Genomic DNA, 24,828 nt, shown 5'->3' on the forward strand with positions numbered 1-24,828 from the left:
CCGTGGTTTTGATATTAGTTTAGCGACGATTATCAGATCATAAATGAAGCCTTTTTTCTATCTAAAAATAAACGGTTATTGCTTAAGATCCTATCTATGATGGAATGCTAAAAGTGTATCTTTCTTTTTGCAAATGCGTTTAACGTCTTTTTCTAATCTATCATATGCCATATTGAATAGGTCATATTGTTGTTTTCTGGAAATGGAAAAGTTTTTGATATTATCTGGCGCTGATGTATATTTTTCTTTCGCTTTTTCCCCGGTTTTCCCCTGACATTCAACTAACCAACTCTTCAATGGTTCAGATATATTTGCCTGTGTTAAGTCATCATTTGCCTTGGCTTGTTGTCCTAAATCATAGCCACGGCCAATTGTTATCCCTGATGCACCACCGGGCCAGTGGATTTTACGGGTAAAGTGTATACTATCTTCATTATCATTCCCTTCAGCATCAAAAGTTAACTGGCCTTTAGGTACAGTAAGCCATTTCAGATCCATTTCATCATCTGTATTTTGATCGGGTTTATCTTGAATTGGTTGATCCTGAGTTAGTTTATCTTGTTCTGGTTTATTTTGATCTGAGCCTTTATTTTCTTTTTTATTTTCTGTTGGTGCTTCTGGAGCTACCGGTGCTGCCGAAGGCACTGGGCCACCGGATGTATCCTTGCCAGCTCTGACACCCGTATGGGTATGCAAATCCACGACTACACCGTTGGAACTGAAGATACCTCCGGTGTGTGCAATATTACCCGTCATGTTGCCACCCTCGCGCACAATTAAATTGCCTGTGCTCAACAGCTTTGTACAGATGACTTCGGGTGTATCCAGCGTAATGCGTGTGTTGGCAACGCAGGTGATTTCCGGTGCGGTAATATGGACAGATTCTGATGCCGTTACTGTGGCGGTTTTAATACCTGTTACCGTCAATGCGCCGGATTGCGGTTCATACTCCATCACTGCGCCATCTGGAAATACGGTATGCGTCGCTTCGGGAGATGTTGAGGGTGCCGGAAAATCGTTGGAGAAAATCGCTGGCAATACAAAGGCGGTGGTTAGCTCACCACCGATGGAAAGCAATAAAACCTGCTCACCTACACTGGGTGCCCACCAAGTGCGGGAGTTTCCTGCTCTGGAGGTCAGCCAGTATAGCCAGTCGGTTTCAAGATTGCCTGTCGCGACCCGACACATGCCATTTGCGGTATCGACTTGGGTAATAACGCCTGTCCGTATCAGATTGCGTAATAAGCGTGTTAATTCAGTTAGTTGTGTGTTCATAAGGTAGGGGTGCTGAGTTGTGTATTCATGGCATAAAGAATGTCATGAAACATCAGGTCAGACATTAACCCGGACTTGTAGGAACACACAGACAAGTTATTTTTACAGATAACTTGTTTTTACAAATAAATTATTCTGACAGGCGCCCGCAATTATTTCTCTACGGCTATTAATGCCTGCGCACAAGCCCATGCTGAACTCCACGCCCACTGGAAATTATATCCACCGAGCCAGCCGGTAACATCGACAACTTCACCAATAAAATACAATCCTTTGACTTTATGCGATTCCATTGTTTTTGATGACAGCTCATTAGTGTCTACTCCGCCAAGAGTCACTTCTGCTGTGCGATATCCCTCAGTGCCATTCGGTTGTACCTGCCAGTATTGCAGGGTGGTGATCAGCTCTTTCTTCTGTGTCAGATTAAGCTGTTTCAGGGCAAGCTCCGGTAACTGACCAAGAGATTGCAGGCACTCTACCAGACGTTTTGGTAACAGTTTGGCAAGGGTGTTTTTCAGGCTTTGATTAGGGTGGGATTCGTGTTCATGAGTTAAAAAGGCATCCAAATCTGTATCAGGAAGTAAGTTAATACTCACATATTCACCGGGCTGCCAATAGTTGGAGATCTGTAAAATGGCGGGGCCGGAGAGTCCACGGTGAGTAAAAAGGATATTTTCCCTGAATACCGTTCCGTCTTGCGCGGTTACGACGGAAGGAACGGCAACACCGGAGAGAGTCTGAAGCTGTTCTAATAACGGTTTATGCAGAGTAAAAGGAACTAATGCTGCACGGGTTGGCAGGATATTAAGGCCGAATTGCTCTGCAATACGATAACCAAAAGGAGATGCGCCTAAACCGGGCATAGACAACCCACCAGACGCTATAACCAGTGAGTGTGCGCTTACTTTCTTTCCTGATGCCGTAATATCGAATCCTTGCTCACTTTTCTCAATTTGAGTGACTTCACTGCGTAAGCGGATAGTGACCTGACCTGCTTCACACTCTTGTAAAAGTAAATTGATAATCTGCTGAGCGGAGTCATCACAAAAAAGCTGCCCCAGCGTTTTTTCATGGTAGGCAATGCCGTGGCGTTGCACCAAGTCAATAAAATCCCATTGTGTGTAGCGAGCAAGTGCTGACTTACAAAAGTGGGGATTGGCAGAAAGGTATGCTGTGGGTTCGGTATACATATTGGTAAAATTACAACGTCCGCCTCCGGACATTAAAATCTTGCGGCCTGCTTTTTTACCATTATCCAAGACCAGAACGCTTAGCCCTGACTGTCCGGCTTGTGCTGCACAAAATAAACCGGCCGCGCCAGCACCAATGATTACTACATCAAATTTTTCCATTACGTTTGTTGTCTCTATATCTTGCAGAATAACTGTTTTGCCGGATTATTTTTCAGGAAATACACTTCATCGTGGAGGGACTATCTGCGAAATGCAGAGAAAAATAAGCACTTTGTTGAACTTTTATTATTACAGGCCATTTTTTATCAAAAAAATATAAAAACATAAAAATCATATAACGATTTGATTTTTATAAACAAAGAGTTTTTTTCGCTGCTGGTTTATTGTCATTAAATCAAAAAAAGGTCATATTTCTCTTTTCCCGTCAGCGTTTGTCACTGATAATGCGCCGCGTTCATGTCCTACTAACTGGCTTAACGTTTATGCTACATCTGTTTACTGGCCTGGATTTTTATACCGGCCTTATGTTAGTACTTGCTCTGTTGTTTGTGCTTTTTTATGAAGCCATCAATGGGTTTCATGATACCGCAAATGCAGTAGCAACTGTTATTTATACCCGCGCTATGCGCTCGCAATTTGCTGTTGTCATGGCAGGGGTTTTTAACTTTTTTGGTGTTCTACTCGGTGGATTGAGTGTCGCTTATGCGATTGTTCATCTATTACCTACAGATCTCCTGTTGAATGTCAGCTCAAGCCATGGTTTGGCGATGGTCTTTTCCATGCTGCTGGCGGCAATTATCTGGAATCTGGGCACATGGTATTTCGGTATTCCGGCATCCAGCTCTCATACGTTGATTGGTTCTATTATCGGGATTGGCCTGACCAATGCGATAGTGACCAGCTCTTCTGTTGTTGATGCGCTGAATATCCCGAAGATGATACAGATTTTTATGTCCTTGATTCTGTCTCCTATGATTGGTCTGGTGATTGCGGGAGCGATGGTTTTTATACTGCGTCGTTACTGGAGTGGTACTAAAAAACGCCGTCGTATCCACATGACTCCGGCTGAACGTGAAAAGCAGGATGGGAAACGTAAACCGCCATTCTGGACACGCACAGCGCTGATCCTTTCTGCTGTTGGTGTGAGTTTTTCTCACGGTGCCAATGACGGGCAGAAAGGAATAGGTCTGATCATGCTGGTACTGATTGGTGTCGCGCCTGCTGGCTTTGTTGTGAATATGAATTCAGCAAGCTATGACATTGCTCGTACCCATGATGCTGTTGTTCATTTACAGCAGTATTATGAACACCATGAGCCAGCGCTTTCCCATGCAATTGAGCTGACTCCGGTCGTATCTCCGGTTGAAGATCAACTGGATATGAATTTCCACTGTGATAATTCACGGGCACTTGATGTTCTGAATACCACGGAAAATATGCTGGGAAGCATCCAGAATTACAACGAGCTGAATCCAGATCAGCGTAATAGTATGCGTCGCATGTTGATGTGTATTGCTGATACAGCAACAGCGGTGGCTAAATTGCCTGAGACCAGCATGGAAGATGCACGTTTCCTGCATAAATTGCGTAAAGACCTGCTGAACACTGTTGAATATGCACCAATGTGGATAATTATCGCTGTGGCGCTGGCTCTGTCTCTGGGCACAATGGTTGGCTGGAAACGCGTTGCTGTCACCATTGGTGAAAAAATCGGTAAAAAAGGCATGACTTATGCTCAGGGGGTTTCCGCTCAGGTTACCGCCGCAGTATCGATTGGCGTTGCAAGTTATACGGGAATGCCGGTATCGACGACACAGGTTCTTTCTTCTGCGGTCGCAGGTACAATGCTGGTTGATGGTGGTGGTGTTCAAAGTAAGACTATCAAAAATATCATGCTGGCGTGGATACTGACGTTGCCGATTTCAATTGCTCTGTCAGGCTGCCTGTATTGGATTGCTCTGCAATTAATCTAATCTGTATCAAGAAGGGTTGGCAGCTGTCTCAGCAGCTCAACCCTTTTTACTGGACTGTTTATTGCCACTTTTTATTTTCAATTCACTTTCCCTCTCCGTTGCTATCAGGCTATCACTATTACTATCAGAGACAGTAAGACAATCCCGCATAACACTTTCGTCAATATAAACTGCTTACGCAGTCTTTCGCAGAAAAAGATGACATCATCATTGTGATGGTTGAGGTAGCCTTGCGTGTTGATGTAGCGTACCAGCCGAATCTGTTTACTGAACTGACCATTACCGGTAAAAAAGCCATTCCCGTCAATAGATTGATATAGCATCGGATCTGCCTGACGTAGAATAGACAATAAAACACGTAGTGAAGAAATATAACGTAAGATATTGATAATAGAGATAATGCAAATTGCCCAGAAGAATGCAAACATACTGAACATATTCCTCCTCCTTAGAGTGGCAAGCAGATACCAGAGTAAGAATTTATCTGAAAAGGTAGTAATGTAAATAGTAACAGTATTAAATTTTAGGGGTAAATAGCTTATTAGAAAAGCTAAGTGGTAATGAAAAATTGTCTTAGTGTCAGAGATAAAATGTTTAATATCGCTATGGTATAGAAAGCAGATATCTTTTCTTTCAAATGGTTGACGAAATAAAGTAACAAGTTGTGATCACGACGACACTCAAAAGAGGCATCGAGCAGTTATAGTATAAGTATAAAATCATGGCGTTTAATGCCGCCAATCCATTTTATGGAAGGAGCTCACTTATATGGCTTATAAACATATTCTTGTTGCAGTTGATCTATCTCCAGAAAGCAGGATCTTGGTGGATAAAGCGGTCTCTTTGGCGAGACCATACAATGCTAAAATTTCGCTGATCCATGTTGATGTCAATTACTCTGATCTGTACACCGGCCTGATAGATGTCAATCTTGGTGATATGCAGGAACGTATCGCAGATGAAACCCGTAACTCCCTGAAAGAGCTTTCAGCTAATTCAGGCTATGAAATTCAGGAAACGCTGAGTGGCAGTGGTGATTTAGGGCAGGTTCTTGTTGATGCGATTAAGCAATATGATATGGATCTCGTCGTCTGTGGCCACCATCAGGATTTTTGGAGCAAGCTGATGTCATCAGCTCGTCAGCTGATTAATACGGTTCATGTTGATATGTTGATTGTTCCGTTACGCGACGAAGACTAATATCCTGTTGAAAACTTATTCTATGGAATCGCCTGCTAATTGCAGGCGATTTTTTTGTCTCTGAAAAGGATAAGCTGCTTTGAAAATCACTTTATTAGGAAACTATAAATCTCATTTTTAACAAAATTAATAAAAATAGTTATTGAAATTCAATCATAAAATAGTGGTATATTCAGAAAGCAAACCGTAATTACCTCTCATTTTCGACAAAAAATAACAAAGGGAAATGTCGAGGGCATCACATCTGAATGTATAAAGGAAGCTATAAATGAATGTACCATCATCTTTAGTCTCATTTCTTGAATCTGTTCAGTACCACAACCCACATCAACCAGAATATTTACAGGCAGTAAGGGAAGTTCTGACATCTCTCTGGCCTTTTCTTGAGCGTAATCCGCAATATCGTGAACAGGGGTTACTGGAGCGTCTGGTTGAACCAGAAAGGGTTATTCAGTTCCGCGTCAGCTGGGTTGATGACCAAGGGAAAGTTCAGGTAAACCGCGCATGGCGGGTGCAGTTCAATTCAGCCATTGGGCCATTTAAAGGCGGGATGCGTTTTCATCCTTCCGTTAACCTCTCTATTCTGAAGTTTCTGGGTTTTGAGCAAACATTAAAAAATGCTTTAACAACGCTACCAATGGGCGGCGGAAAAGGGGGTTCTGATTTCGATCCTAAAGGGAAAAGTCAGGGAGAGATTATGCGGTTCTGTCAGGCGTTGATGACAGAGCTGTATCGTCATCTGGGGCCTGATACTGATGTACCTGCTGGTGATATCGGGGTTGGTGGCCGGGAAGTGGCTTTTATGGCCGGAATGATGAAAAAGCTATCCAACAACACGGCCTGCGTTTTTACAGGTAAAGAGCTTTCCTTTGGCGGTAGTCTGATCCGGCCGGAAGCAACGGGCTATGGTCTGGTTTATTTCATTGATTCGATGCTCAAACGTCATGATATGGGGCTGGATGGTATGCGGGTATCGGTTTCTGGGGCGGGCAATGTCGCTCAATATACTATCGAAAAATGTCTGGAACTGGGGGCTAAAGTAGTAACGGTATCTGATTCCGGTGGTACGGTACTGGATGAAGATGGTTTCACTCCTGAGAAACTGGCGCATCTGGAAGAGATAAAAAATAAACATTATGGGCGTGTCGAGGATTATGCCAAAGAGCGGGGGCTGACTTTCCTCAAAGGGCAAAATCCGTGGTCAGTGCCTGTTGATATTGCTCTACCCTGCGCGACACAGAATGAGCTGCATCTGGAAGATGCGAAAATGCTGATTAAGAATGGTGTGAAAGCGGTGGCAGAAGGTGCCAATATGCCAGCAACCATCGCCGCTACGGATGCTTTTCTTGAAGCGGGCGTTTTGTTTGCACCGGGTAAAGCGGCCAATGCGGGTGGTGTGGCGACATCAGGGCTGGAAATGGTACAGAATGCAATCCGTATGAGCTGGAAAGCAGAAAAAGTGGATATCCGCTTACATCACATTATGCTCGATATTCACCAGTCCTGTGTGGAATATGGCGGAGAAGGCAAACAGATCAACTACGTACAGGGCGCAAACATAGCTGGTTTTGTTAAAGTCGCTGATGCAATGTTGTCACAGGGTATTTTGTAATTTAATAAATTTATCAGTAAACAATAAATAATCTTTGACGAATAAACCCCATGTTGAATGGGGCTTATTGTTTAAGTTAGCGTCTAAAATAAAAATATAATAGCGTTGGCAAGCCAATATCCATTATAAATAAAATGATAGTCGCTGATACTGATGATATTAGAGTTTTCTTGATGTTTTTGTCTAAAATAAAAAAGTAACTAATAACTGTAGTTAATAAAAAGAAAATAGCCAGTTTAATAACTCGTAATGCAAGAAATATCACTCTTGTACCCTTTGTTTAAAAGTGTTTTACCATGATAGTATAGTCAACTTAATTGATTTTGAATATTAATTCACTTCATTGTGAGGAAATATATATAAATAGTTAGTTTGTATGTGCCAATTAAATGAACTTGGTGGAAATAATTAAATTACTGTATCAGCCATAAAGATTTCTGCTATGTATTTATGGCTGGTTTTAATTTCTTTGAGGAAAATTTCCTGCCGTAAACGGCAGGATTTTTATTTTCAACAAGGATAAATATCAAATCGATGGTTTTTGGTGGTAATCGCGGCGGATGCTTTAACCCCGGCCAGTGGCTCTGCATAATCCGGTCGTTTTACCACGACACGGCGTTTTGCCAGCGCACGAGCAGGCTCCAATAACGCATCTGCGTCTTCATCGGCTCCGACCAGTGACTGAAATACGCGCATCTCTTTTTTGACCAACGCGCTTTTTTGCCGGTGTGGATACATTGGATCAAGATAAACCACATCCGGTTGTGGCGTGATATCTGTCAGTGCAGTAATGCTTGAAGCGTGGATCAGGGTCATGCGTTCTTTCAGCCAGCTCCCAATTTCCTCATTCTGATAGCCGCGCTGTAGGCCATCATCCAATAATGCCGCGACGACCGGATTGCGCTCCAGCATTCTGACCTGACAGCCGATTGAGGCCAGAACGAAGGCATCCCGCCCTAATCCTGCTGTGGCATCGACTACTGTTGGTATATAGTCTTTCTTAATGCCAACCGCTTTGGCGACTGCTTCACCACGCCCGCCCCCAAAACGACGGCGATGCGCCATCGTTCCGGCCACAAAATCGACATAAATTCCGCCCAGCTTTGGTTCATCGCGTTTGCGAAGCTCCAGCCGCTCGGGAGTCAGTACCAATGCCATAACAGAGTCTTCATCGTGCACCAGACCCCAGCGTTCTGCCAAATGAGATAAGGCGCTGCTATCAGCGCCCTGTTCGCAAATCAAACAAATATTCACGCGAATTTCCACACAAATTATCCGGTAATCCCGGCGCTTTTCAGCATTGCATCCAGTTTTGGTTCGCGGCCACGGAAGCGGACGAACAGTGTCATTGGATCTTCAGAACCGCCACGAGACAGGATATTGTCGAGGAATGACTGACCCGTAGTGCGGTTGAAAATACCTTCTTCTGAGAAGCGGGAGTAAGAATCTGCTGCCAGTACGTCAGCCCACAAATAGCTGTAATATCCAGCCGCATAGCCACCATTAAAAATATGGCTGAAAGAGTTAGGAAAACGGTTCCATTCAGGTGATGGAACAACAGAAACCTGTTCTTTCACGGAGTACAGCGTTGGCAGAATTTGAGCGCCTTTTGCCGGATCATATTCAGCATGCAGGCGGAAATCAAACAGCCCGAACTCAAGCTGACGCAGGATAAACATCGCAGATTGGTAGTTCTTCGCAGCCAGCATACTAGCCAACATTTCCTGTGGCAGAGGCTCGTTCGTCTCATAGTGACCGGATATAAACGCCAGAGCTTCCGGTTCCCAGCACCAGTTTTCCATAAACTGACTTGGCTGCTCAACCGCATCCCACGGCACACCATTAATGCCGGAAACATCCAGTGTTTCAATTTCGGTCAGCATATGGTGCAGGCCATGACCAAACTCATGGAACAGAGTTATCACTTCATCGTGGGTAAACAAAGCTGGTTTATCACCAACCGGCTTATTGAAATTACAGGTCAGGTAAGCAACAGGTTTCTGTATTTCGCCGGTAGCGTGGCGCATTCTGCCAGCGCAGTCATCCATCCACGCACCACCGCGTTTATGCTCACGGGCATAGAGATCCAGATAGAAACTGCCGCGCAGCACCTGCTTTTCATCATACAGTTCGAAGAAACGGACATCAGAGTGCCAGATTTCGACATCATGACGTTCTTTGGCTGTGATGCCATAGATTCGATGGACAACTTCAAACAGCCCTTCAAGCACACGCTGTTCAGGGAAATAAGGGCGCAGTTGCTCATCATCAATGGAGAAATGGTGTTGCTTCTGTTTTTCGCTGTAGTACGTGATATCCCATGCTTCCAGTTTATCGATACCGTAGTTTGAACGGGCAAAGCTGGTCAGTTCTTCCAGCTCTTTTTTGCCCTGACCATGAGCGCGGTTAGCCAGATCACTCAGGAAATCGAGAACCTGCTGAGGTTCTTTAGCCATTTTTGTAGCAAGGGATTTTTCAGCATAGTTTTTGAAACCCAGCAATTGAGCCAGTTCATGACGTAATGCCAGCATTTCCGCCATAATGGCATTATTATCCCACTTTCCGGCATCAGGCCCTTGGTCGGATGCACGAGTCGTATAGGCGTAATACATTTCCTGACGCAGTTCACGGTTATCAGCATAGGCCATGACAGGAAGATAACTTGGCATATTCAGCGTCAGCAACCAGCCTTCCTGCTCTTTAGCTTCTGCGGCAGCCTTTGCAGCAGCTTTGGCACTTTCAGGTAATCCAGCCAGAACGTTTTCATCGGTAATGAGCTTAGTCCAGCCCATCGTAGCATCCAGCACGTTATTGCCGAATTGGGAGCCGAGTTCTGACATACGGGCTGCAATTTCACCGTAGCGTTTCTGTTTTTCTTCCGGCAGGCCAATTCCTGATAATTCAAAATCACGCAGAGTATCTTCGATAGATTTGCGTTGTGGCTGGGGCAGTGAATTAAAAATTTCACTCTCTTTTAGTGACTTATAAGCCTGATATAGCCCTTCATGTTGACCAAGCCATGTGCTGAACTCGGAGAGCAGAGGCAGGCTTTGTTCATAGGCTTCGCGAAGCTCCGGGCTGTTTTTGACAGAGTTCAGATGCCCGACTGGTGACCACATACGGGAAAGTTTATCTTGTTCTTCAGAAAGAGGCTGACACAGATTATCCCAGGTAAAAGTGGAGTTCTCAGTTAAAATCTTCTCAATGATCTGACGGTAGTTTGCCAGTGTTTCCTTTACGGCAGGAACGACATGTGCAGGTTCAATCTCAGCGAACTTAGGCAATACTGAATACGTCAGTAACGGGTTAGTCATAATGAGCGCCTTATCTTTGTATGTGGGTATAAGCTGTTATCAGCCTGATATCCCATTATGGTGTATTGTCGTTAAATGGGGATAAGATTGTATGAGTTCAATGCTTGGCTTGGTATGCAGCGGGATTCATAGCCTTAGTGCCAGCCATTTCTGTTCCATATGCTGAGCAATCATTGTTGCCATTTCCTTATCAATGCCTAACTCATGAGCAATAACCTGAAAATGGCGTGTTTCAGTATAAATTTCTTCAAGCATGCTTATTAAAGGGTTAATACTGGAAAAACCAACCTGCCCTGCTAATTGCTCTAACGCCGCAGAGGTAATGACTTTGCCATTGCCATTGAACGAAGTCATATGTTCTCCATAAGGTGATGGCATATACACGACGTCATAAAATGGTGAAAGGCGCCAGTTGTCATCATCATCGGCTAAATAAGCAAAGTTTTTGGTGTGATCATCCTGATTGACAGTCAAATAGTTAAACAGAGCACGTTTCACCAGTTTTCGGGCTTCCTGTACACCACATAAATGTCTTGTGACTTTAGCCAAATCAACATAATCCAAAGAGGGTTCTCGAAATGGAGCATCCAGCAACCCACAAGCCGAAATCATGTGGTAGCGGCCTTGTGCCGGACAACAATCAAACCGGGTTTGCTGTAACCAAAAACGGCCATTTCCCGCATCCAGTAACTCGAAATCAGGGACTTCGATCCCAACATTTCTGGCCATTGTCATATAGGCATATTCAACCAAGCTTTCTGAGTACTTCAAAGAGAATTTTTCAGATGTCAGTTTAATAATCAACTTTTCCCCAATGGCATCAGGTCGGGTTGAAAATTGACCATTAGCACACTTTGTTACATTGAGTTTGGGACGAGCACCGCCTGAACCGCTGGCATCTAAAAGAGAGCTAAGAAAATGAGAGCCTGTACCTTCAAATTCTTTAACAGCTTCTTTGCCAAGCATAATAATATCGATGTCTCTTTCATCTGTACCAAAAGAGTGCATAGCCGGTTCATAATAAAGCGCGCCAGAACACCGCTCGCCAAGATATGCAAGCCGTTCTAAGGCTGTCACCATCTGGGGATTATGGCCATTTGCGCGAAACACACGATCCATTAAATACAATCCCCAACCATCTGGCAGGCTGTCACCAAAAACGCCATGTAATCCATAATGAGGTTCTTTAGGCGCTTTTTGTAATGAAGTATTCGCTTCGATCAAAAAAGGGGAAAGTGATTTTGGGTGAGAGGTAAGATAAGTGTCATCATATTGAAAATACACCCCTGTTTTATTTTCCGCTAATTGCCCTACCAGTATGCTGTTGCCATCGGATAATTTTCTTCTGACATTCAGAGGAGTATTAAGCATTTTTCAGTACCTCAGCAATCGTGGTGGGTTCACGCGGGCGCTCTTTGGTGAGTTCATGCAATGGATGCAGTTCACCTACCGCCTCCAACAACATAAGGAACTGTCGTAGTGAAATATTACCGGTACGCTCAAATTTCCTGATCGTGCTGTAAGGTACGCCGGAACGGTTGGCTAATTCTTCAACAGAGGATTTTTGTTGCTTTCGTTGCCGCTTGATAAAGTCTTTTAATTCATGCTGTACATCATAGGCGGTATAGAGAGAAAACATACGAATATCTCCATAGCAATTTTTGTCACTATTATAGCAAAATGGTACTAAATAGCCTCATTTTTGCCATAATAGTAACATTTTGTTGATAGAGATAATCCAGTCTGTTTGGGATTGTTTTATACCAAGAGTTATAAGCCGAAGCTGAAAAAAGCCAGCAGATTATGTTGCTGGCTTATTGATTAGAGAATAATTACCCGGTGATGCCAAGTCTTTTCAGCAGAGCATCCAGTGATGGTTTGCGGCCACGGAAGCGGATAAACAGTGTCAGCGGGTCTTCTGAACCTCCGCGCCCCAGATAATCATTAAGGAATGACTGGCCGGTTGCACGGTTGAAAATACCCTCTTCAGAGAAGCGTGAATAGGCATCTGCTGCCAGCACATCAGCCCACATATAGCTATAATAACCCGCTGCATAGCCGCCATTAAAGATATGGCTGAAAGAGTGCGGGAACCGCTCCCAGTCTGACGACGGAACCACAGAAACGTGTTCTTTCACTGATTCTAATATCGGCAGGATCTGCGCACCTTCTTTCGGGTCATATTCAACATGCAGACGGAAATCAAACAGGCCAAATTCCAACTGGCGGAGCATCTTCATTGCTGCCTGATAATTCTTAGCTTCCAGCATATTATCCAGCATTTCTTTTGGCAGAGGCGCGTTTGTCTCGTAATGACCGGAGATAAATTCCAGTGTTTCCGCTTCCCAGCACCAGTTTTCCATAATCTGGCTCGGGCACTCTACTGTATCCCACGGTACGCCGTTAGTTCCGGCAACATCCAGAGTTTCAATCATCGTCAGCATCGTTTGCAGACCGTGACCAAACTCATGGAACAGCGTTGAAACTTCAGAATGCGTGAACAGCGCCGGTTTACCGCTCACAGGCCCACTAAAGTTACAGTTAATGAATGCAACGGGTTTCTGCAACTCACCGGAAGCAAGGCGCATTCTGTCAACATAGCTGCTCTGCCACGCTCCGCCTCTTTTACCGGCACGGGCATAGAGATCCATATAGAAACTACTGCACAACTCCCCTTTATCATCGTAAAGCTCAAAGTAACGGACATCAGGGTGCCAGGTTTCTACATTATTGGTGCAATCTTTAACAGTAACGCCATAAATGCGTTTAACAACTTCAAACAGCCCTTCAACTGCACGTTTTTCAGGGAAGTAAGCGCGCAGTTGCTCTTCATCAAAGGAGAAATCGTGCTGTTTCTGTTTTTCGCTGTAATATTTCACATCCCAGCTTTCCAGCTCATCAACCCAATAGTGAGATTGGGCAAATTCACACAGTTCCTCCATTTCCCTTTCACCCTGACTGTGGGCACGGTCAACCAGATCGTTTAAGAAATCGAGCACTTCCTTCGTAGTTTTCGCCATTTTGGTAGCGAGAGAGTTTTCAGCGTAGTTCTTAAAGCCTAACAACAGAGCCAGCTCATGGCGCAGGGCAAGAATTTCATCTATGATGGCGCTGTTGTCCCATTTACAGGCATTCATGCCCTGATCAGAAGCGCGGGTCATATAGGCGGTATATATTTCTTCCCGCAGCTCACAGTCATCGGCATAATTCATGACCGCATTGTAGACAGGTGGCTCCAGCGTCAATAACCAGCCTTTCAGTCCTTCCGCTTTAGCGGCAGCTTTAGCTGAATTTTTTGTGCTTTCAGGTAATCCGGATAGATCACATACATCGGTAATGAGCTTTGTCCATCCCATCGTGGCATCAAGCACATTATTGCCGAAGCGGGAACCCAGCTCAGATAAGCGGGCTGTGATTTCACCGTAGCGTTTTTGTTTCTCTTCCGGTAATGCAATACCGGATAATGTGAAATCAAGCAGCTTATCTTCTACCGCTTTACGTTGCGGCTGGGATAGTTTTTCAAACTCAGGGCTTTCTCTCAGAGACTTATATGCCTGATACAACCCTTTATGTTGGCCCATCCAGGTTGAAAACTCCGAAGTCATCGGCAGGCATTGTTCATAAGCTGCCCGGAATTCCGGTGTATTTTTGACGGAATTAAGATGAGATACAGGCGACCAGACACGCTCAAATTGGCTCCTTGCTTCAGAAATTGGCTGACACAAATTATCCCAGCTAAATTTACAGTTTTCGTTCACAACTTTTTCAATTACCTGTCGATACTTAGCCAGTATTTCTTTCACCGCAGGTACAACATGTTCCGCTTTAATAGAGGCGAATTTGGGTAGTCCAGAAAAATCTAATAATGGATTAGTCATAACGCATACCTTATTAGTGTAATTGGGTAATACCACTATCCCAAGGAGTTGCTGTTGAAAGACGGGAATAACATATCGTGAGTTAAATTTAAAAGCTGCATTTTTATTTGCATAATCAGGCTCTTTTTATATCAGTGATCTGATCTGCCAAATAATAACTCTTAGCTAACTATTGATAGAAGTTTTTTTGTAAATAGACGAGTGTTATTTATCAGAGATCATTAAATTAATGGCTAAGGATAAACTTGTGGCCAATTTATCTTTGACGTTGTCAACGTAAATAATGTTTGGGTGTATTTTTTTCGTCATTATTGGGTAAATGGAAGATACTAAATATTGATTTGCGCGATCTGCTAACGATTTAATACTATAATAATCTATTGTTGAACAGGTTCCTGCGAATATAGCATCTTGAGTCAGGGTCCAATATAACATGAAATAATTTTCTTTAGCATCTCTTTCCATTTTTTTTATTTGATCTTCAGACATTTTAAAGAGATCTGTGGTGTTAGTATATTTACCATGAACATGAAGGGAGTTGTAATGAAAAAAACCATTATTATAATATTGTCCCAAATCGAATCCGGCAGGTATATTATCTACAAAGATCAAAACTGCCGCATGAGTCCCATTATCTGTTAATTGATTAAATGTTAAATCTGGAATTTTATTTATGCTATTGTGAATATATAAATATTCAATTTTAGATAATTTCTTAAACAACCTGAGCCATTCATTTTCATTAAAAGGACGATAACTATGAATAATGCCAGTATCGAGATTAAGAGAATGAGAAAGTTTAAGTATGATTAATTCATTGTTATATTTTGTGAAGTTATTAATTCCATTGATAATCGAACTTATTGATTCACCTGTAGCGCCTTCCCATTTTACTCCGAGATATGAAAAATGACAGGTACAAAACTCATCGTCAGAGAGGGCTGGCCTGATGTCAAAAAATCTTATTCCGAACTCTAATTGTTTTTGTATATTGTATGATTGTGTCAGGGTATTACAGTCAAAAGCGAAAATAGTCTTCCATGTAGCAACACTCATTCCGGCATCATGGGAGCCGGGAATACAAAGTTTATTTATTGAGTAATCCCCCAATATATGCCGGAAATCCTGCATCCAGGACTGACTATTTATATCTAGGATGGTATAGTTCCCTACATCACCATACAGCATAAAAAATACTGTATTATCATATAAATAATTAAGAGTAAATTTATCACCTTTTGGCAAGTTGGTTGCTTCTAAATTTTCTGAAAAAATCACAACAACTAATTCATTGGTGGTATGGCTGTATTCTCCAATTATAGAAAAAGTACTATTTTCCGAATCAATTATTTGGTATTTTGCATCAAAATAACACTCTTTCATATCATTATTTAAGAGTGCAGCCATAATATAAAATGTACTTTTGGGTTCGATGTATTCTGGGAACTCTCCATTAATATTAACGTTTTTAGCTGTAGTCGATATTCTTTTCCAGACTGAATTGGTAGTGTTGATGTTTGCTAATTTAATTGAACTCATAATGATCTCACTTAATTAAAAAGTACTTTGATTCTGTTTTTTATGCTTGTGTTACTATTGTATTGTCCTGTTTTTGGGATTGGTATTTATAAGTGTGTATAATAAATCAGTCATTTCAACGATAGTCTGTGTTGATATGTTTTATTCTTTAATTGTAGCAGGGGGTGAAAATTGTGAAGTCAGATCTGTATTTTTTTTGCAGCATAGAGTTATGCTATTTTATTTCTTTTATTCATAATTTTTGTTTTAATAAAAACAGTTATTCCTGTTTTTACCAGAAGGGAATTGTTTTTAATTTTTATAAACAATATATTGCGATATTGATGTAATTATAATGAATATTGTTATATTTAAATTAATTGTATTGGGTAGAAGCGTTTCAGGTAATTTTTTCACGCGATAACCGCTATCCGTCTAAGAGGGTAGCGGTTATAACATATTTTAATGAGATTCAATATCAGAGTGGTTTATCTATTGAATCATATAGTGTATTAAGTTGATTGAGGCGTTGGTGGTAACTTTGCAGCAAACAGGCTGTATCTCCCCCGCATTTTTGCCGTTTTTTCAGCCATGCCTGTTGGCTATTATACATCTCTCCTGATACACCCATTGCAAATAACCCGTGTAGGAAATGGTACTTTACACTCATTTCTACATCCAAATCATTCAGCTTCTGGTTAGCACAAATGGCTTTTTCATCCGGAGATTTGGCTTTTGTACAATCAAAACTGGCAGCGAAGCTGAGTGGCGACAGCAGGCATAATAACAGCAGCATATACCGCATTACTTCTCCTTACCGGGAGGAACGACCGGCCCCGGCCCCATAGGTAATTTAGGTACTTTAGCATCTTCATAACTGAAGGAATGTGCTTTACCGGTTGCATCGAGTTTGCAGGAGAATTGGATGTCTTTCCAGCCATTATCTGTCCGGTACATGCCAGCACCGACTAATTCTGAGGCGTTCAACAGTTTGATGCTATCTGGTGAGACGTCACCAAGGAAAACTTTATCCGCATCTTTGTGATGTTGCTGAATAATGGGTAAAGCAAAAGGACGACAAATAAATTCAGCAACTTTTTTAGCATCTGACCACTTATATATATCTTTCAGTGCTGATTTATCGATAACTTGTTGGTCAATTTGCTGTTGCAGATATTTTTGCTGATTCTGAGACAGTTGAGCTGACGGAGATTCGGCTTGTAGAGTAGAGGAGAAAACCAGACAGCTTATACCAAGGCAGGTTAAATACTTTGCATAATACATGGCAGGATACTCCGAATAGGAAATCGGAATAAGTATGGCACAGGTTTTCAGGCTGTGCCATCATCGTTTTTAGTCCAAATCATCGTGTAGTTATTCATCGTATAATTGTCTGCGTAGAATTTGCTAACTTGAGTCTATAAAGTAAATAATCTCATCTCATTTCCGATATAAATTATTTAGTTATCTCCATAATATTTGTAGACCAGTCATGGCTTACAAAACCATTCTGACAATTTGATTCATTACCATCACAAGTAAATTTAATCGGAATCTGACAATCTGTATATGGTGTGACGTAAAAATAGGTTCGCCATCCCTCCTCCATACTAAGATAATCTGTCAATAATTTTACACTACAGTATTTTTTTTCGGAGTTTGGTTGTTCATACTCGACATTCCACGTCACCCATTTAGCCGCGGCATTGCAATTATGGAAAAGATTATCATCATCTTCTAATTTAAAGTATCCCTCGCTATTAGGGATTAAATTCAACTCACCTGCTGGCCCAGCATCATACATACATTCATATTGATCTCTTTTAATACTTACCACAGCTGTTTTGCTATTATTTATTATTTTCATATTATAATATGCAGAAAACACACTTGTTTTACTGGTGTTTTCTTTATTCCCTGGATTGGGAACAGATTGTTTTGTGTTGCTTTGAGCTAAAGATAAATCAGAAAAAAATAATAAAACCAAAGATAGGAGGTAGATACTGTATTTTTTAGGCGATTTCATTTTTATTTCCCCTTTTTATTGGCTGTGTTGTTATTTAAAACCTTATCCTAGGTATAGTGTTAATATAATGGTAAGAAGGTTAAATAAAAAATTCCATTTTAAAAATATGGATATATTTTTTTGTTTGTTTTAAGTATAGCAGGGATTAAGGAAAGTAAAGTTTGGTGTGCAGATTTATTTTTACTTTAGATGGTGTGGTGAGTTATTTATTATTTTTATTTATTTTTTATATCATGCCTCGGTTTCATTTAATGAGGCATGATATTTTTAGATAAATATAAACAAAGTATTATGAATTATAAAAAATCATAAATAATATTTCTATGTTGAAATTAAATAAACTGATTCATAAGGTTTAATCTTAATTTCTTTTTCTACTGTTACTGATGATGGATAATTACCGATCAATATCTGCCACTCTTTTTGTGTCAGTTCAGGCTCTGGTGACCAAAGTTGTGTTTCATCACTCAGATTGGCAATAACCAGTAAGGTCTGATCCTGCCAGCGGCGCAGATAACACCATAGCGAAGAGTGTTCAGGTAAAAGATCCAGATAATCACCGTAAGTCAGTATAGGCTGGGTTTTTCTTAACTGAATCAAATCCTGATAGCAGTAGAATACAGAATCTTTATCCTGCAAAGCCGCTTCTGCATTGATTTCACGGTAGTTATCGCTAGCCGAGATCCACGGAGTTCCTGAGGTAAATCCGGCATTGTCAGAGTTATCCCACTGCATTGGCGTACGGCTATTGTCCCGGGATTTCTGCGCCAGAATTGACAGTATTTCTTCTGACGGCATGCCTTGCTCAATGTGCTCCTGATACATATTCAGGCTTTCAATATCCCGATATTCTTCGATGCGCTTAAAGTGGGGATTGGTCATACCCAGTTCTTCACCTTGGTAAATATAAGGTGTTCCCTGCATGCCGTGTAGCACCATTGCTAACATTTTGGCGGATGTTTTATGGTACTGATCTTCATTCCCGAAGCGGGACACAATGCGGGGTTGATCGTGATTACACCAGAAAAGGGCATTCCATGCTTTTTGGTGCATGCCTTGCTGCCAGACTGAGAAGATCTTTTTCAGTTCAATATAATCTGGTTTTGCGAGCGTCCATTTTTCCCCATTCGGATAATCAACCTTCAGGTGATGAAAATTGAAGGTCATGGAGAGTGCACTCCCGTCCAGCGAGCTATAACGAATACAGTGTTCAAGGCGTGTGGACGACATTTCACCAACCGTCATTAACGCCTTAGGCTGGAAAACATCACGGCTCATTTCCTGCAAAAATTCGTGTATACGTGGGCCATCGGTATAAAAACGGCGCCCATCACCGCTATCATCATCAGGGTAGTCCTGCTGTTTTGAGACAAGATTAATGACATCCAGTCTCAGCCCATCGACACCCCGATCAGCCCAGAATTCACAGACTTTTTTCAGTTCAGCACGAACCGGCTCATGCTCCCAGTTCAGATCAGCCTGTTCGATGGCAAACAGGTGGAGATAGTACTGTTGGCTTGCTGCATGCCACTGCCATGCATTACCGCCAAATTTGGATCGCCAGTTATTGGGAGGATTGCCTTGTTCACCACCATCTTTCCATATATAGAACTGACGGTAAGGATTATTGACATCCTGAGCGGCTTTAAACCACGGGTGTTCCGTTGAAGTATGGTTGAAGACCATATCCAAAATGATGCGAATGCCACGGCGATGGGCATTCTCCACCAAATTATCGAAATCTTCCATCGTGCCATATTCAGGGTTAATCGCACAGTAATCGGCTACATCATAACCATTATCCACCTGTGGAGATGGGTAAATTGGTGTGATCCAGATAGCGCCTACACCGAGGCGCTGTAAATAATCCAGACGTTGGGTGATCCCGTTAATATCACCTGTACCGTTTCCTGTACTATCCTGAAAACTCTTTGGATAAATCTGGTAGATAGTGCTGTCTAGCCACCACGGTTGTTGTTCACTCATAACCATACCTTATGCGCTTATATCTTATGAATTAGTTGCTTCATCAGTAAATGCCGCTTTACGTTCATTCCGGCGGTACATCAGAACAGTCAATACCATCGGGACAACAATGACGATCAGCATAGCCATAAGATAGACCAGCCAGAACTGAGGTTTGATGGAGAGAATACCCGGAATTCCTCCTACACCGATACCATAGGAAGTCACGTGGTTTAACCCGCATAACAGACCCGCCAGACATGAACCGATCATTGCGCAGAACATGGGGTAGCGGTATTTCAGGTTAATACCATACATGGCAGGCTCGGTTACGCCGAGGTAAGCTGAAATTGCCGCTGGTACTGAAATTTCCCGCTCTTTTTGTTTTTTGCTGGCCCAGATAATACCGATAACCGCAGAGCCCTGAGCGATATTAGACAACGCAATAATAGGCCAGATAGGTGTTCCGCCTGTGCTTTGAACCATTTGCAGGTCAATCGCCAGTGTTGTCTGATGTACTCCGGTAATCACCAGCGGAGCATAGAGGAAGCCAAATAGAGCGGCACCGATAGGCGCAAAACTGCCTGTCATCAGCCCCTTGACGCACCAAGCCACACCATCACCGATTGAGCGCCCGATAGGGCCGATAATCGCATGTGCGAGGAAGACGGCCAGCAACAGGGAAACGACCGGAACAATCACCAGATAAAGGTAATCCGGCACCAGCTTCTTCAGACGTGTTTCAATCCAGCCTAATACTAAGCCTGCCATCAGGGAAGGAATAACCTGTGCCTGATAACCGACTTTGGAGATAGTAAACCACCCGAAATTCCAGACTTCTGGTATTTGTTGACCAAGTTGGTAGGCATTCATTAATTGTGGAGAGACTAGCGTGATCCCCAGAATAATCCCCAGAATGGGCGTTCCACCCATTTTTTTAACAGCAGACCAGCAAATTCCGACAGGGAGATAGAGGAATATAGCTTCACCGATAAGCCAGAGGAAATCATAGATGGTTTGCCAGATCGGATAGATATCGGTGAGGGGTTTTCCTTCGCTGAATGGAATTCCCCCGATGAGGTTTCTCAGGCCTAATATCAGACCACCACTGATAAGGGCGGGGAGTAATGGGAAGAAGATTTCCGCAAAATGTGAAATTGCATTTTCATACCATTTCATATTTTGTCGTGCTGCCTGTTTCACCTCTTCTTTATTCGCTGCTTGCTTTCCGGTTGCGGCGAGCAGAGCTTTATAATAAACATCGACATTTGTTCCGATGACGACCTGAAATTGCCCGGCGTTAGTGAAACAACCTTTCACCATAGGCAACTCTTCAATGGCCTTAGCATCGGCTTTTTCCGGGGTATTAAGAACAAATCTGAGTCTGGTGATACAATGGGTAACGGAGGCAATATTCTCTTGTCCGCCGATTAACCGAATAAGACTATCAATATCCTTTTGATTTATCTGTTTTTTCTTCATGCCTTTTCTCCTTTATATGGCAGGAGTAGTGAATAACGGAAACTGGTACTAACAGAATGATTACTTTTATGATGAGATAATTCATAGAATGAAGTAATAACCCGCCCATCCTAGTCAGATTTAATAATTTTGAATATGAAAAGATACGTTGTTTGAGTTTTGGATCACATTTTATTCTATTAACTTGAAAATATAATAATTTTTATATTACTTAAATTTATTGTTTTAGTGGTTTTAATTTCCACCATCATTAATATAATTTATTTATGATTATTGCTATTTCCATATGTATTTTTTATTAATTATCAAATGAAATTTAATTTTCTGATGATTCATCTCTGTGTTTTTTATGGATTCATTCCATCATAAGGTATTATGAAAAAAGGTTCACATTCTTCGGCTTCACATCCTAGGTAGATAATTTCATCATTATTTGTAAATGTGGTTATACCGCCACCATTGATATAAAAATCCCATATTTCGTTGTTTATTTTTGCTTTTCCTCTTATATCACAAGGTGTTTGGCTAAACTCTCGGTAGGGATTATATTCATGTCTATTACTTATTTTAAATATTTTGTCGATATCTTCCTTGCTTAAATTCCATTTATTGCACTCTTCGATAAGCTGATTATCGCTATAGCTTTTATGGTTATAGTTGTCAGATACGTCTAAAATTGGCGTATTGACTATCTCTATTTGGTATTGATTTGCATTGGCAGCAGGGGTTAATGCTGAAATTATCAATGCGATTAATTTTATTTTCATTTTTTATTCTTTTTAGCTAATAGGTTACTTAATGTTGAAATTATATACTTCAGGCTTAATTGTAATCAGATAATGACTGGCCGGAAATCACTACTGCTTTGTTGATAAGAGATAAATCATGATGGCAGGTTACAGCACTGGCATTTTTATCAAAGAAAATAGACCAGCGCCCGATATTCCCTACCGGACGCCAGATATCCTCAGTCGATTACCAGATTAACAAAAATTTGTGCGCCAACCAGCAGGCAGTCATCGTCAACAAAATAAGGATTGGAGTGTAGGTAATTGGTTATTCCTTTTGCTTTATTTCCGCTGCCGAGGAAAAACATAGCGCCTTTGCGATCTTTAGTGGCATTAATCATGTAACTGAAATCCTCGCTACCGGTCATCGGGCGGATATTCGTTTCTATATTTTCTGATGGCAGGAATTTGCCAGCTGCATCAATGATACGCTGGTAAGCGTAAGGATGGTTTTCCATCGCAGGATAAGTTGCGTCACTTACTGTCGTTTTGAAACCGCCAGCTTCACTACGGGCAATAATCTCCTGAATACTGTTTTTGAGGATTTGGTCGGTTTCTTTATCCATCGCACGGATGGTTCCCTGTGATTGAGCATGAGCGGCGATGGCATTGGGGATTGTACCACCCTTGATCATGCCGCAAGTGAATACTGCCGGGCTGAATGGATCTGTCTTTTTGGCGACGATATAGTCCATATAATCAATAATGCGGCACATTTCCCGAATGGCATCCTGCCCTTTTTGGGGTGTGGAACCGTGGGCAGAAACACCATAAACATCCAGAGTCCATGTTGTCCCCCATGAAGAGATGACTCCGCTTGTCAGAGCGATAGTACCCGTATCCTGAGCGGCATTGTTATGTAGGGCATAGACTTCACTGACACCTTCCATGCAGCCCAGCTCAACCATTTTATCTGCGCCCGGAACCCGCATGTCTTCTTCTGCCATCTGGAAGATAAAACGTACGTTGGCGTGCATCTCATGCTGGTGCTGTGACAGGTAATTAGCGGCAGTCAGGGCAACTGTCATATGAACGTCATGACCGCAGTTATGAGCACAGCCTTCATGAACAGAACTGTGCTCATTATTGGTCAAATCGGGCATGGCGAGTGCATCCATATCGGCACGAAATGCAATCAGGGGTTTAGTTGGGTCAATAATTAAATCAGCAGTAAAACCGGTATAATCTGGATAGCTTTTGATGGTGTAGCCAAAACATTTCATTAAGTCATAGCAATATTTTGCAGTTTTAAATTCACGACCGGAGAGTTCAGGAATTTTATGTAAATCCTGACGGGTCTTTTTACTGAATTGTTCTAATGCAAATAGCGTATTGCTGACATTATAGTTATTTTTGTTCATTATCTAACCTCTTTTACACTGAATTTATTTGAGTCTGAAAGAAGCATCGAAAGAAGGTAATAAATAGAAACTATCATGAAAATTATGAATATTTGCCATAATATTTTTTTTCAGTTTCTTTTTATTATTGTCAAAACTGAGGCAATATTCCTGTGTGTAATGGTTGAAATACCACGCTTCCGGGGTATTATCCCGCTATACGAACGAGTAGATAGATTCAACAGTATTACATCCATAAGATCACTGATTGTTAGAGTGATCGTATAGATCGTTCTGTTTTTTTGCAGAACTAAAGATAATAAAGGATCTGTAATGCGAGAGGCATAACTGATCCTGCGCTTTTATAAACGATCTGCGCCCCGTCATGAGCAGAATATCATTCAGTTTATTTTGTTGATTTTATATCCATAATTGTTTCAATTGCGCCGCTGCTTAAAAGCCGCTGCTTATTAGGAACAGCCTGAATCATATGGTTGACCGGCAAAACACGGATGCCAGTGCCCAAAAATACCGGAACCGTGGTGATAAACAGTTGTTGTAACTCTCCGGCATCGGCAAAGAAGGCTGCCGTTTCTCCGCCACCAATGATCCATACATCTTTACCTTTAGCGGCGGTTCGTGCTTTGGCTGCAATTTGGCTGGCTGAATCATGGGTGACAACGGCATTGATTTCTGCCGGAACGGATAAATTTCTGGAGGAAAGAATAAAAGAAGGAATATTCGGATACGGCCAGTGACCAGACGTATTTTTCATAATCCACTCATAAGTTCCGGCTCCTATAATCGCTGCACCGATACCCTGATAAAAGGTTTCATAAGGTGTGGCATCATCGCTGAGAGCAAATTCTTCCAGCCAGCCTAACTCATGATCTTCTGTAGCGATATAACCATCCATTGTTGCAGCAACATAATAAATGAGCTTTGACATATTTTTCCTCATTTTAATTTTTAAGATTTATACATACTTGGGAAACCCAGTTGGTGTTGAAAGTAAATTTTTTGTTACATTATTAATAACTCTATCAGGGAATCAGAAATGGATGAGTTTTTTAAAGTAATATTTAGGAACAACGTGTTTAAAATTGATGTTGGTCTTGCATTCACATAATAAGTGCAACACCGTTATGAACGAAGTAAACGAGTCGGTATGCCTTTAAATAACTCATTCGGTGTTTGATAACCTCGCGTTTTTCGAGGACGTTTATTTAATCGATTTGCCACGAGATTTATCTCCAACTCTGAG

General features: G+C 41.9%; 20 protein-coding genes and 2 pseudogenes. 3 read left to right on the top strand and 19 right to left on the bottom strand.

The annotated features are described in order from the left end of the window. Nucleotides 1–90 precede the first annotated feature (90 nt). The 3 genes and pseudogenes from Xinn_RS22795 to Xinn_RS15805 form a co-directional block, all read right to left on the bottom strand. Nucleotides 91–498, bottom strand: coding sequence for a pesticin C-terminus-like muramidase (locus tag Xinn_RS22795; protein ID WP_244590225.1), 408 nt, complete (start codon nucleotides 496–498; stop codon nucleotides 91–93). A gap of 144 nt (nucleotides 499–642) precedes the next feature. After that, nucleotides 643–1,275 (bottom strand): annotated as a pseudogene (locus Xinn_RS22800) (phage baseplate assembly protein V); the annotation flags it as partial. 152 nt (nucleotides 1,276–1,427) lie between these two features. Further along, the gene (locus Xinn_RS15805; protein WP_086954767.1) at nucleotides 1,428–2,627 is read right to left on the bottom strand and encodes a BaiN/RdsA family NAD(P)/FAD-dependent oxidoreductase; all 1,200 of its coding nucleotides are present in this window, start codon (nucleotides 2,625–2,627) and stop codon (nucleotides 1,428–1,430) included. Between the two features lie 323 nt (nucleotides 2,628–2,950). Here Xinn_RS15805 and pitA point away from each other — a divergent pair, with 323 nt between their 5' ends. Beyond that, nucleotides 2,951–4,441: an inorganic phosphate transporter PitA gene (gene pitA, locus Xinn_RS15810; protein WP_086954768.1), complete on the top strand. Its 1,491-nt coding sequence runs from the start codon at nucleotides 2,951–2,953 to the stop codon at nucleotides 4,439–4,441. A gap of 104 nt (nucleotides 4,442–4,545) precedes the next feature. Here the strand turns inward: pitA and uspB are convergent, their stop codons facing one another. Further along, the gene (gene uspB, locus Xinn_RS15815) at nucleotides 4,546–4,878 is read right to left on the bottom strand and encodes a universal stress protein UspB (protein WP_086954769.1); all 333 of its coding nucleotides are present in this window, start codon (nucleotides 4,876–4,878) and stop codon (nucleotides 4,546–4,548) included. Nucleotides 4,879–5,209: 331 nt separating this feature from the next. Between uspB and uspA the strand changes: the two genes are divergently transcribed. Both uspA and gdhA read left to right on the top strand, forming a co-directional pair. Continuing rightward, a complete protein-coding gene (gene uspA / locus Xinn_RS15820) occupies nucleotides 5,210–5,641 on the top strand; it encodes a universal stress protein UspA (RefSeq protein WP_086954770.1) in 432 nt (143 codons plus the stop codon). A 268-nt stretch (nucleotides 5,642–5,909) separates the two neighbouring features. Next, complete coding sequence (gene gdhA, locus Xinn_RS15825; protein ID WP_086954771.1) at nucleotides 5,910–7,253, top strand: NADP-specific glutamate dehydrogenase; 1,344 nt, start codon at nucleotides 5,910–5,912, stop codon at nucleotides 7,251–7,253. 510 nt (nucleotides 7,254–7,763) lie between these two features. Here the strand turns inward: gdhA and rsmJ are convergent. The 15 genes and pseudogenes from rsmJ to Xinn_RS15900 all read right to left on the bottom strand — a co-directional run. Next, nucleotides 7,764–8,507 carry a 16S rRNA (guanine(1516)-N(2))-methyltransferase RsmJ gene (gene rsmJ, locus Xinn_RS15830; RefSeq protein ID WP_086954772.1) on the bottom strand — a complete coding sequence of 248 codons (744 nt, stop codon included), beginning with the start codon at nucleotides 8,505–8,507 and terminating at the stop codon, nucleotides 7,764–7,766. A 17-nt stretch (nucleotides 8,508–8,524) separates the two neighbouring features. Continuing rightward, nucleotides 8,525–10,567: an oligopeptidase A gene (gene prlC, locus Xinn_RS15835; protein WP_086954773.1), complete on the bottom strand. Its 2,043-nt coding sequence runs from the start codon at nucleotides 10,565–10,567 to the stop codon at nucleotides 8,525–8,527. Between the two features lie 126 nt (nucleotides 10,568–10,693). Then, on the bottom strand, nucleotides 10,694–11,938 hold the full coding sequence (locus Xinn_RS15840) for a type II toxin-antitoxin system HipA family toxin (protein ID WP_086954774.1): 1,245 nt from the start codon (nucleotides 11,936–11,938) through the stop codon (nucleotides 10,694–10,696). Then, the gene (locus tag Xinn_RS15845; protein ID WP_086954775.1) at nucleotides 11,931–12,206 is read right to left on the bottom strand and encodes a helix-turn-helix domain-containing protein; all 276 of its coding nucleotides are present in this window, start codon (nucleotides 12,204–12,206) and stop codon (nucleotides 11,931–11,933) included. Before Xinn_RS15845 ends, Xinn_RS15840 begins: the two co-directional genes overlap by 8 nt. A gap of 193 nt (nucleotides 12,207–12,399) precedes the next feature. Continuing rightward, entirely contained in the window at nucleotides 12,400–14,445 is a 2,046-nt protein-coding gene (gene prlC, locus Xinn_RS15850) for an oligopeptidase A (protein WP_086954776.1), read from the bottom strand. Nucleotides 14,446–14,649: 204 nt separating this feature from the next. Beyond that, nucleotides 14,650–15,984 carry a PI-PLC domain-containing protein gene (locus tag Xinn_RS15855; RefSeq protein ID WP_086954777.1) on the bottom strand — a complete coding sequence of 445 codons (1,335 nt, stop codon included), beginning with the start codon at nucleotides 15,982–15,984 and terminating at the stop codon, nucleotides 14,650–14,652. 457 nt (nucleotides 15,985–16,441) lie between these two features. Further along, the gene (locus Xinn_RS15860) at nucleotides 16,442–16,768 is read right to left on the bottom strand and encodes a lysozyme inhibitor LprI family protein (RefSeq protein ID WP_086954778.1); all 327 of its coding nucleotides are present in this window, start codon (nucleotides 16,766–16,768) and stop codon (nucleotides 16,442–16,444) included. Continuing rightward, nucleotides 16,768–17,247 carry a hypothetical protein gene (locus Xinn_RS15865; protein ID WP_086954779.1) on the bottom strand — a complete coding sequence of 160 codons (480 nt, stop codon included), beginning with the start codon at nucleotides 17,245–17,247 and terminating at the stop codon, nucleotides 16,768–16,770. Before Xinn_RS15865 ends, Xinn_RS15860 begins: the two co-directional genes overlap by 1 nt. A gap of 172 nt (nucleotides 17,248–17,419) precedes the next feature. Further along, nucleotides 17,420–17,989 carry a hypothetical protein gene (locus tag Xinn_RS15870; RefSeq protein ID WP_086954780.1) on the bottom strand — a complete coding sequence of 190 codons (570 nt, stop codon included), beginning with the start codon at nucleotides 17,987–17,989 and terminating at the stop codon, nucleotides 17,420–17,422. Nucleotides 17,990–18,310: 321 nt separating this feature from the next. Next, nucleotides 18,311–19,975, bottom strand: coding sequence for an alpha,alpha-phosphotrehalase (gene treC / locus Xinn_RS15875; protein WP_086954781.1), 1,665 nt, complete (start codon nucleotides 19,973–19,975; stop codon nucleotides 18,311–18,313). A 24-nt stretch (nucleotides 19,976–19,999) separates the two neighbouring features. After that, a complete protein-coding gene (treB, locus tag Xinn_RS15880) occupies nucleotides 20,000–21,436 on the bottom strand; it encodes a PTS trehalose transporter subunit IIBC (protein WP_086954782.1) in 1,437 nt (478 codons plus the stop codon). 347 nt (nucleotides 21,437–21,783) lie between these two features. Beyond that, nucleotides 21,784–22,203, bottom strand: a complete 420-nt coding sequence (locus Xinn_RS15885) for a hypothetical protein (RefSeq protein WP_086954783.1) — start codon at nucleotides 22,201–22,203, stop codon at nucleotides 21,784–21,786. Nucleotides 22,204–22,403: 200 nt separating this feature from the next. Then, nucleotides 22,404–23,585: a M20 metallopeptidase family protein gene (locus Xinn_RS15890; RefSeq protein ID WP_086954784.1), complete on the bottom strand. Its 1,182-nt coding sequence runs from the start codon at nucleotides 23,583–23,585 to the stop codon at nucleotides 22,404–22,406. A gap of 385 nt (nucleotides 23,586–23,970) precedes the next feature. Continuing rightward, nucleotides 23,971–24,513 carry a dihydrofolate reductase family protein gene (locus Xinn_RS15895; protein WP_086954785.1) on the bottom strand — a complete coding sequence of 181 codons (543 nt, stop codon included), beginning with the start codon at nucleotides 24,511–24,513 and terminating at the stop codon, nucleotides 23,971–23,973. Nucleotides 24,514–24,707: 194 nt separating this feature from the next. Beyond that, nucleotides 24,708–24,828: pseudogene (locus Xinn_RS15900) on the bottom strand (IS30 family transposase); the annotation flags it as partial.

The organism is Xenorhabdus innexi (assembly GCF_002632485.1).
Taxonomy (GTDB): Bacteria; Pseudomonadota; Gammaproteobacteria; order Enterobacterales; family Enterobacteriaceae; genus Xenorhabdus; species Xenorhabdus innexi.

Coding starts and splice junctions, on each gene's coding strand:
- Xinn_RS22795 (WP_244590225.1), bottom strand. CDS start 498: ATGGATCTGAAATGGCTTACTGTACCTAAAGGCCAGTTAACTTTTGAT.
- Xinn_RS15805 (WP_086954767.1), bottom strand. CDS start 2,627: ATGGAAAAATTTGATGTAGTAATCATTGGTGCTGGCGCGGCCGGTTTA.
- pitA (WP_086954768.1), top strand. CDS start 2,951: ATGCTACATCTGTTTACTGGCCTGGATTTTTATACCGGCCTTATGTTA.
- uspB (WP_086954769.1), bottom strand. CDS start 4,878: ATGTTCAGTATGTTTGCATTCTTCTGGGCAATTTGCATTATCTCTATT.
- uspA (WP_086954770.1), top strand. CDS start 5,210: ATGGCTTATAAACATATTCTTGTTGCAGTTGATCTATCTCCAGAAAGC.
- gdhA (WP_086954771.1), top strand. CDS start 5,910: ATGAATGTACCATCATCTTTAGTCTCATTTCTTGAATCTGTTCAGTAC.
- prlC (WP_086954773.1), bottom strand. CDS start 10,567: ATGACTAACCCGTTACTGACGTATTCAGTATTGCCTAAGTTCGCTGAG.
- Xinn_RS15840 (WP_086954774.1), bottom strand. CDS start 11,938: ATGCTTAATACTCCTCTGAATGTCAGAAGAAAATTATCCGATGGCAAC.
- Xinn_RS15845 (WP_086954775.1), bottom strand. CDS start 12,206: ATGTTTTCTCTCTATACCGCCTATGATGTACAGCATGAATTAAAAGAC.
- prlC (WP_086954776.1), bottom strand. CDS start 14,445: ATGACTAATCCATTATTAGATTTTTCTGGACTACCCAAATTCGCCTCT.
- Xinn_RS15855 (WP_086954777.1), bottom strand. CDS start 15,984: ATGAGTTCAATTAAATTAGCAAACATCAACACTACCAATTCAGTCTGG.
- Xinn_RS15860 (WP_086954778.1), bottom strand. CDS start 16,768: ATGCGGTATATGCTGCTGTTATTATGCCTGCTGTCGCCACTCAGCTTC.
- Xinn_RS15865 (WP_086954779.1), bottom strand. CDS start 17,247: ATGTATTATGCAAAGTATTTAACCTGCCTTGGTATAAGCTGTCTGGTT.
- Xinn_RS15870 (WP_086954780.1), bottom strand. CDS start 17,989: ATGAAATCGCCTAAAAAATACAGTATCTACCTCCTATCTTTGGTTTTA.
- treC (WP_086954781.1), bottom strand. CDS start 19,975: ATGAGTGAACAACAACCGTGGTGGCTAGACAGCACTATCTACCAGATT.
- treB (WP_086954782.1), bottom strand. CDS start 21,436: ATGAAGAAAAAACAGATAAATCAAAAGGATATTGATAGTCTTATTCGG.
- Xinn_RS15885 (WP_086954783.1), bottom strand. CDS start 22,203: ATGAAAATAAAATTAATCGCATTGATAATTTCAGCATTAACCCCTGCT.
- Xinn_RS15890 (WP_086954784.1), bottom strand. CDS start 23,585: ATGAACAAAAATAACTATAATGTCAGCAATACGCTATTTGCATTAGAA.
- Xinn_RS15895 (WP_086954785.1), bottom strand. CDS start 24,513: ATGTCAAAGCTCATTTATTATGTTGCTGCAACAATGGATGGTTATATC.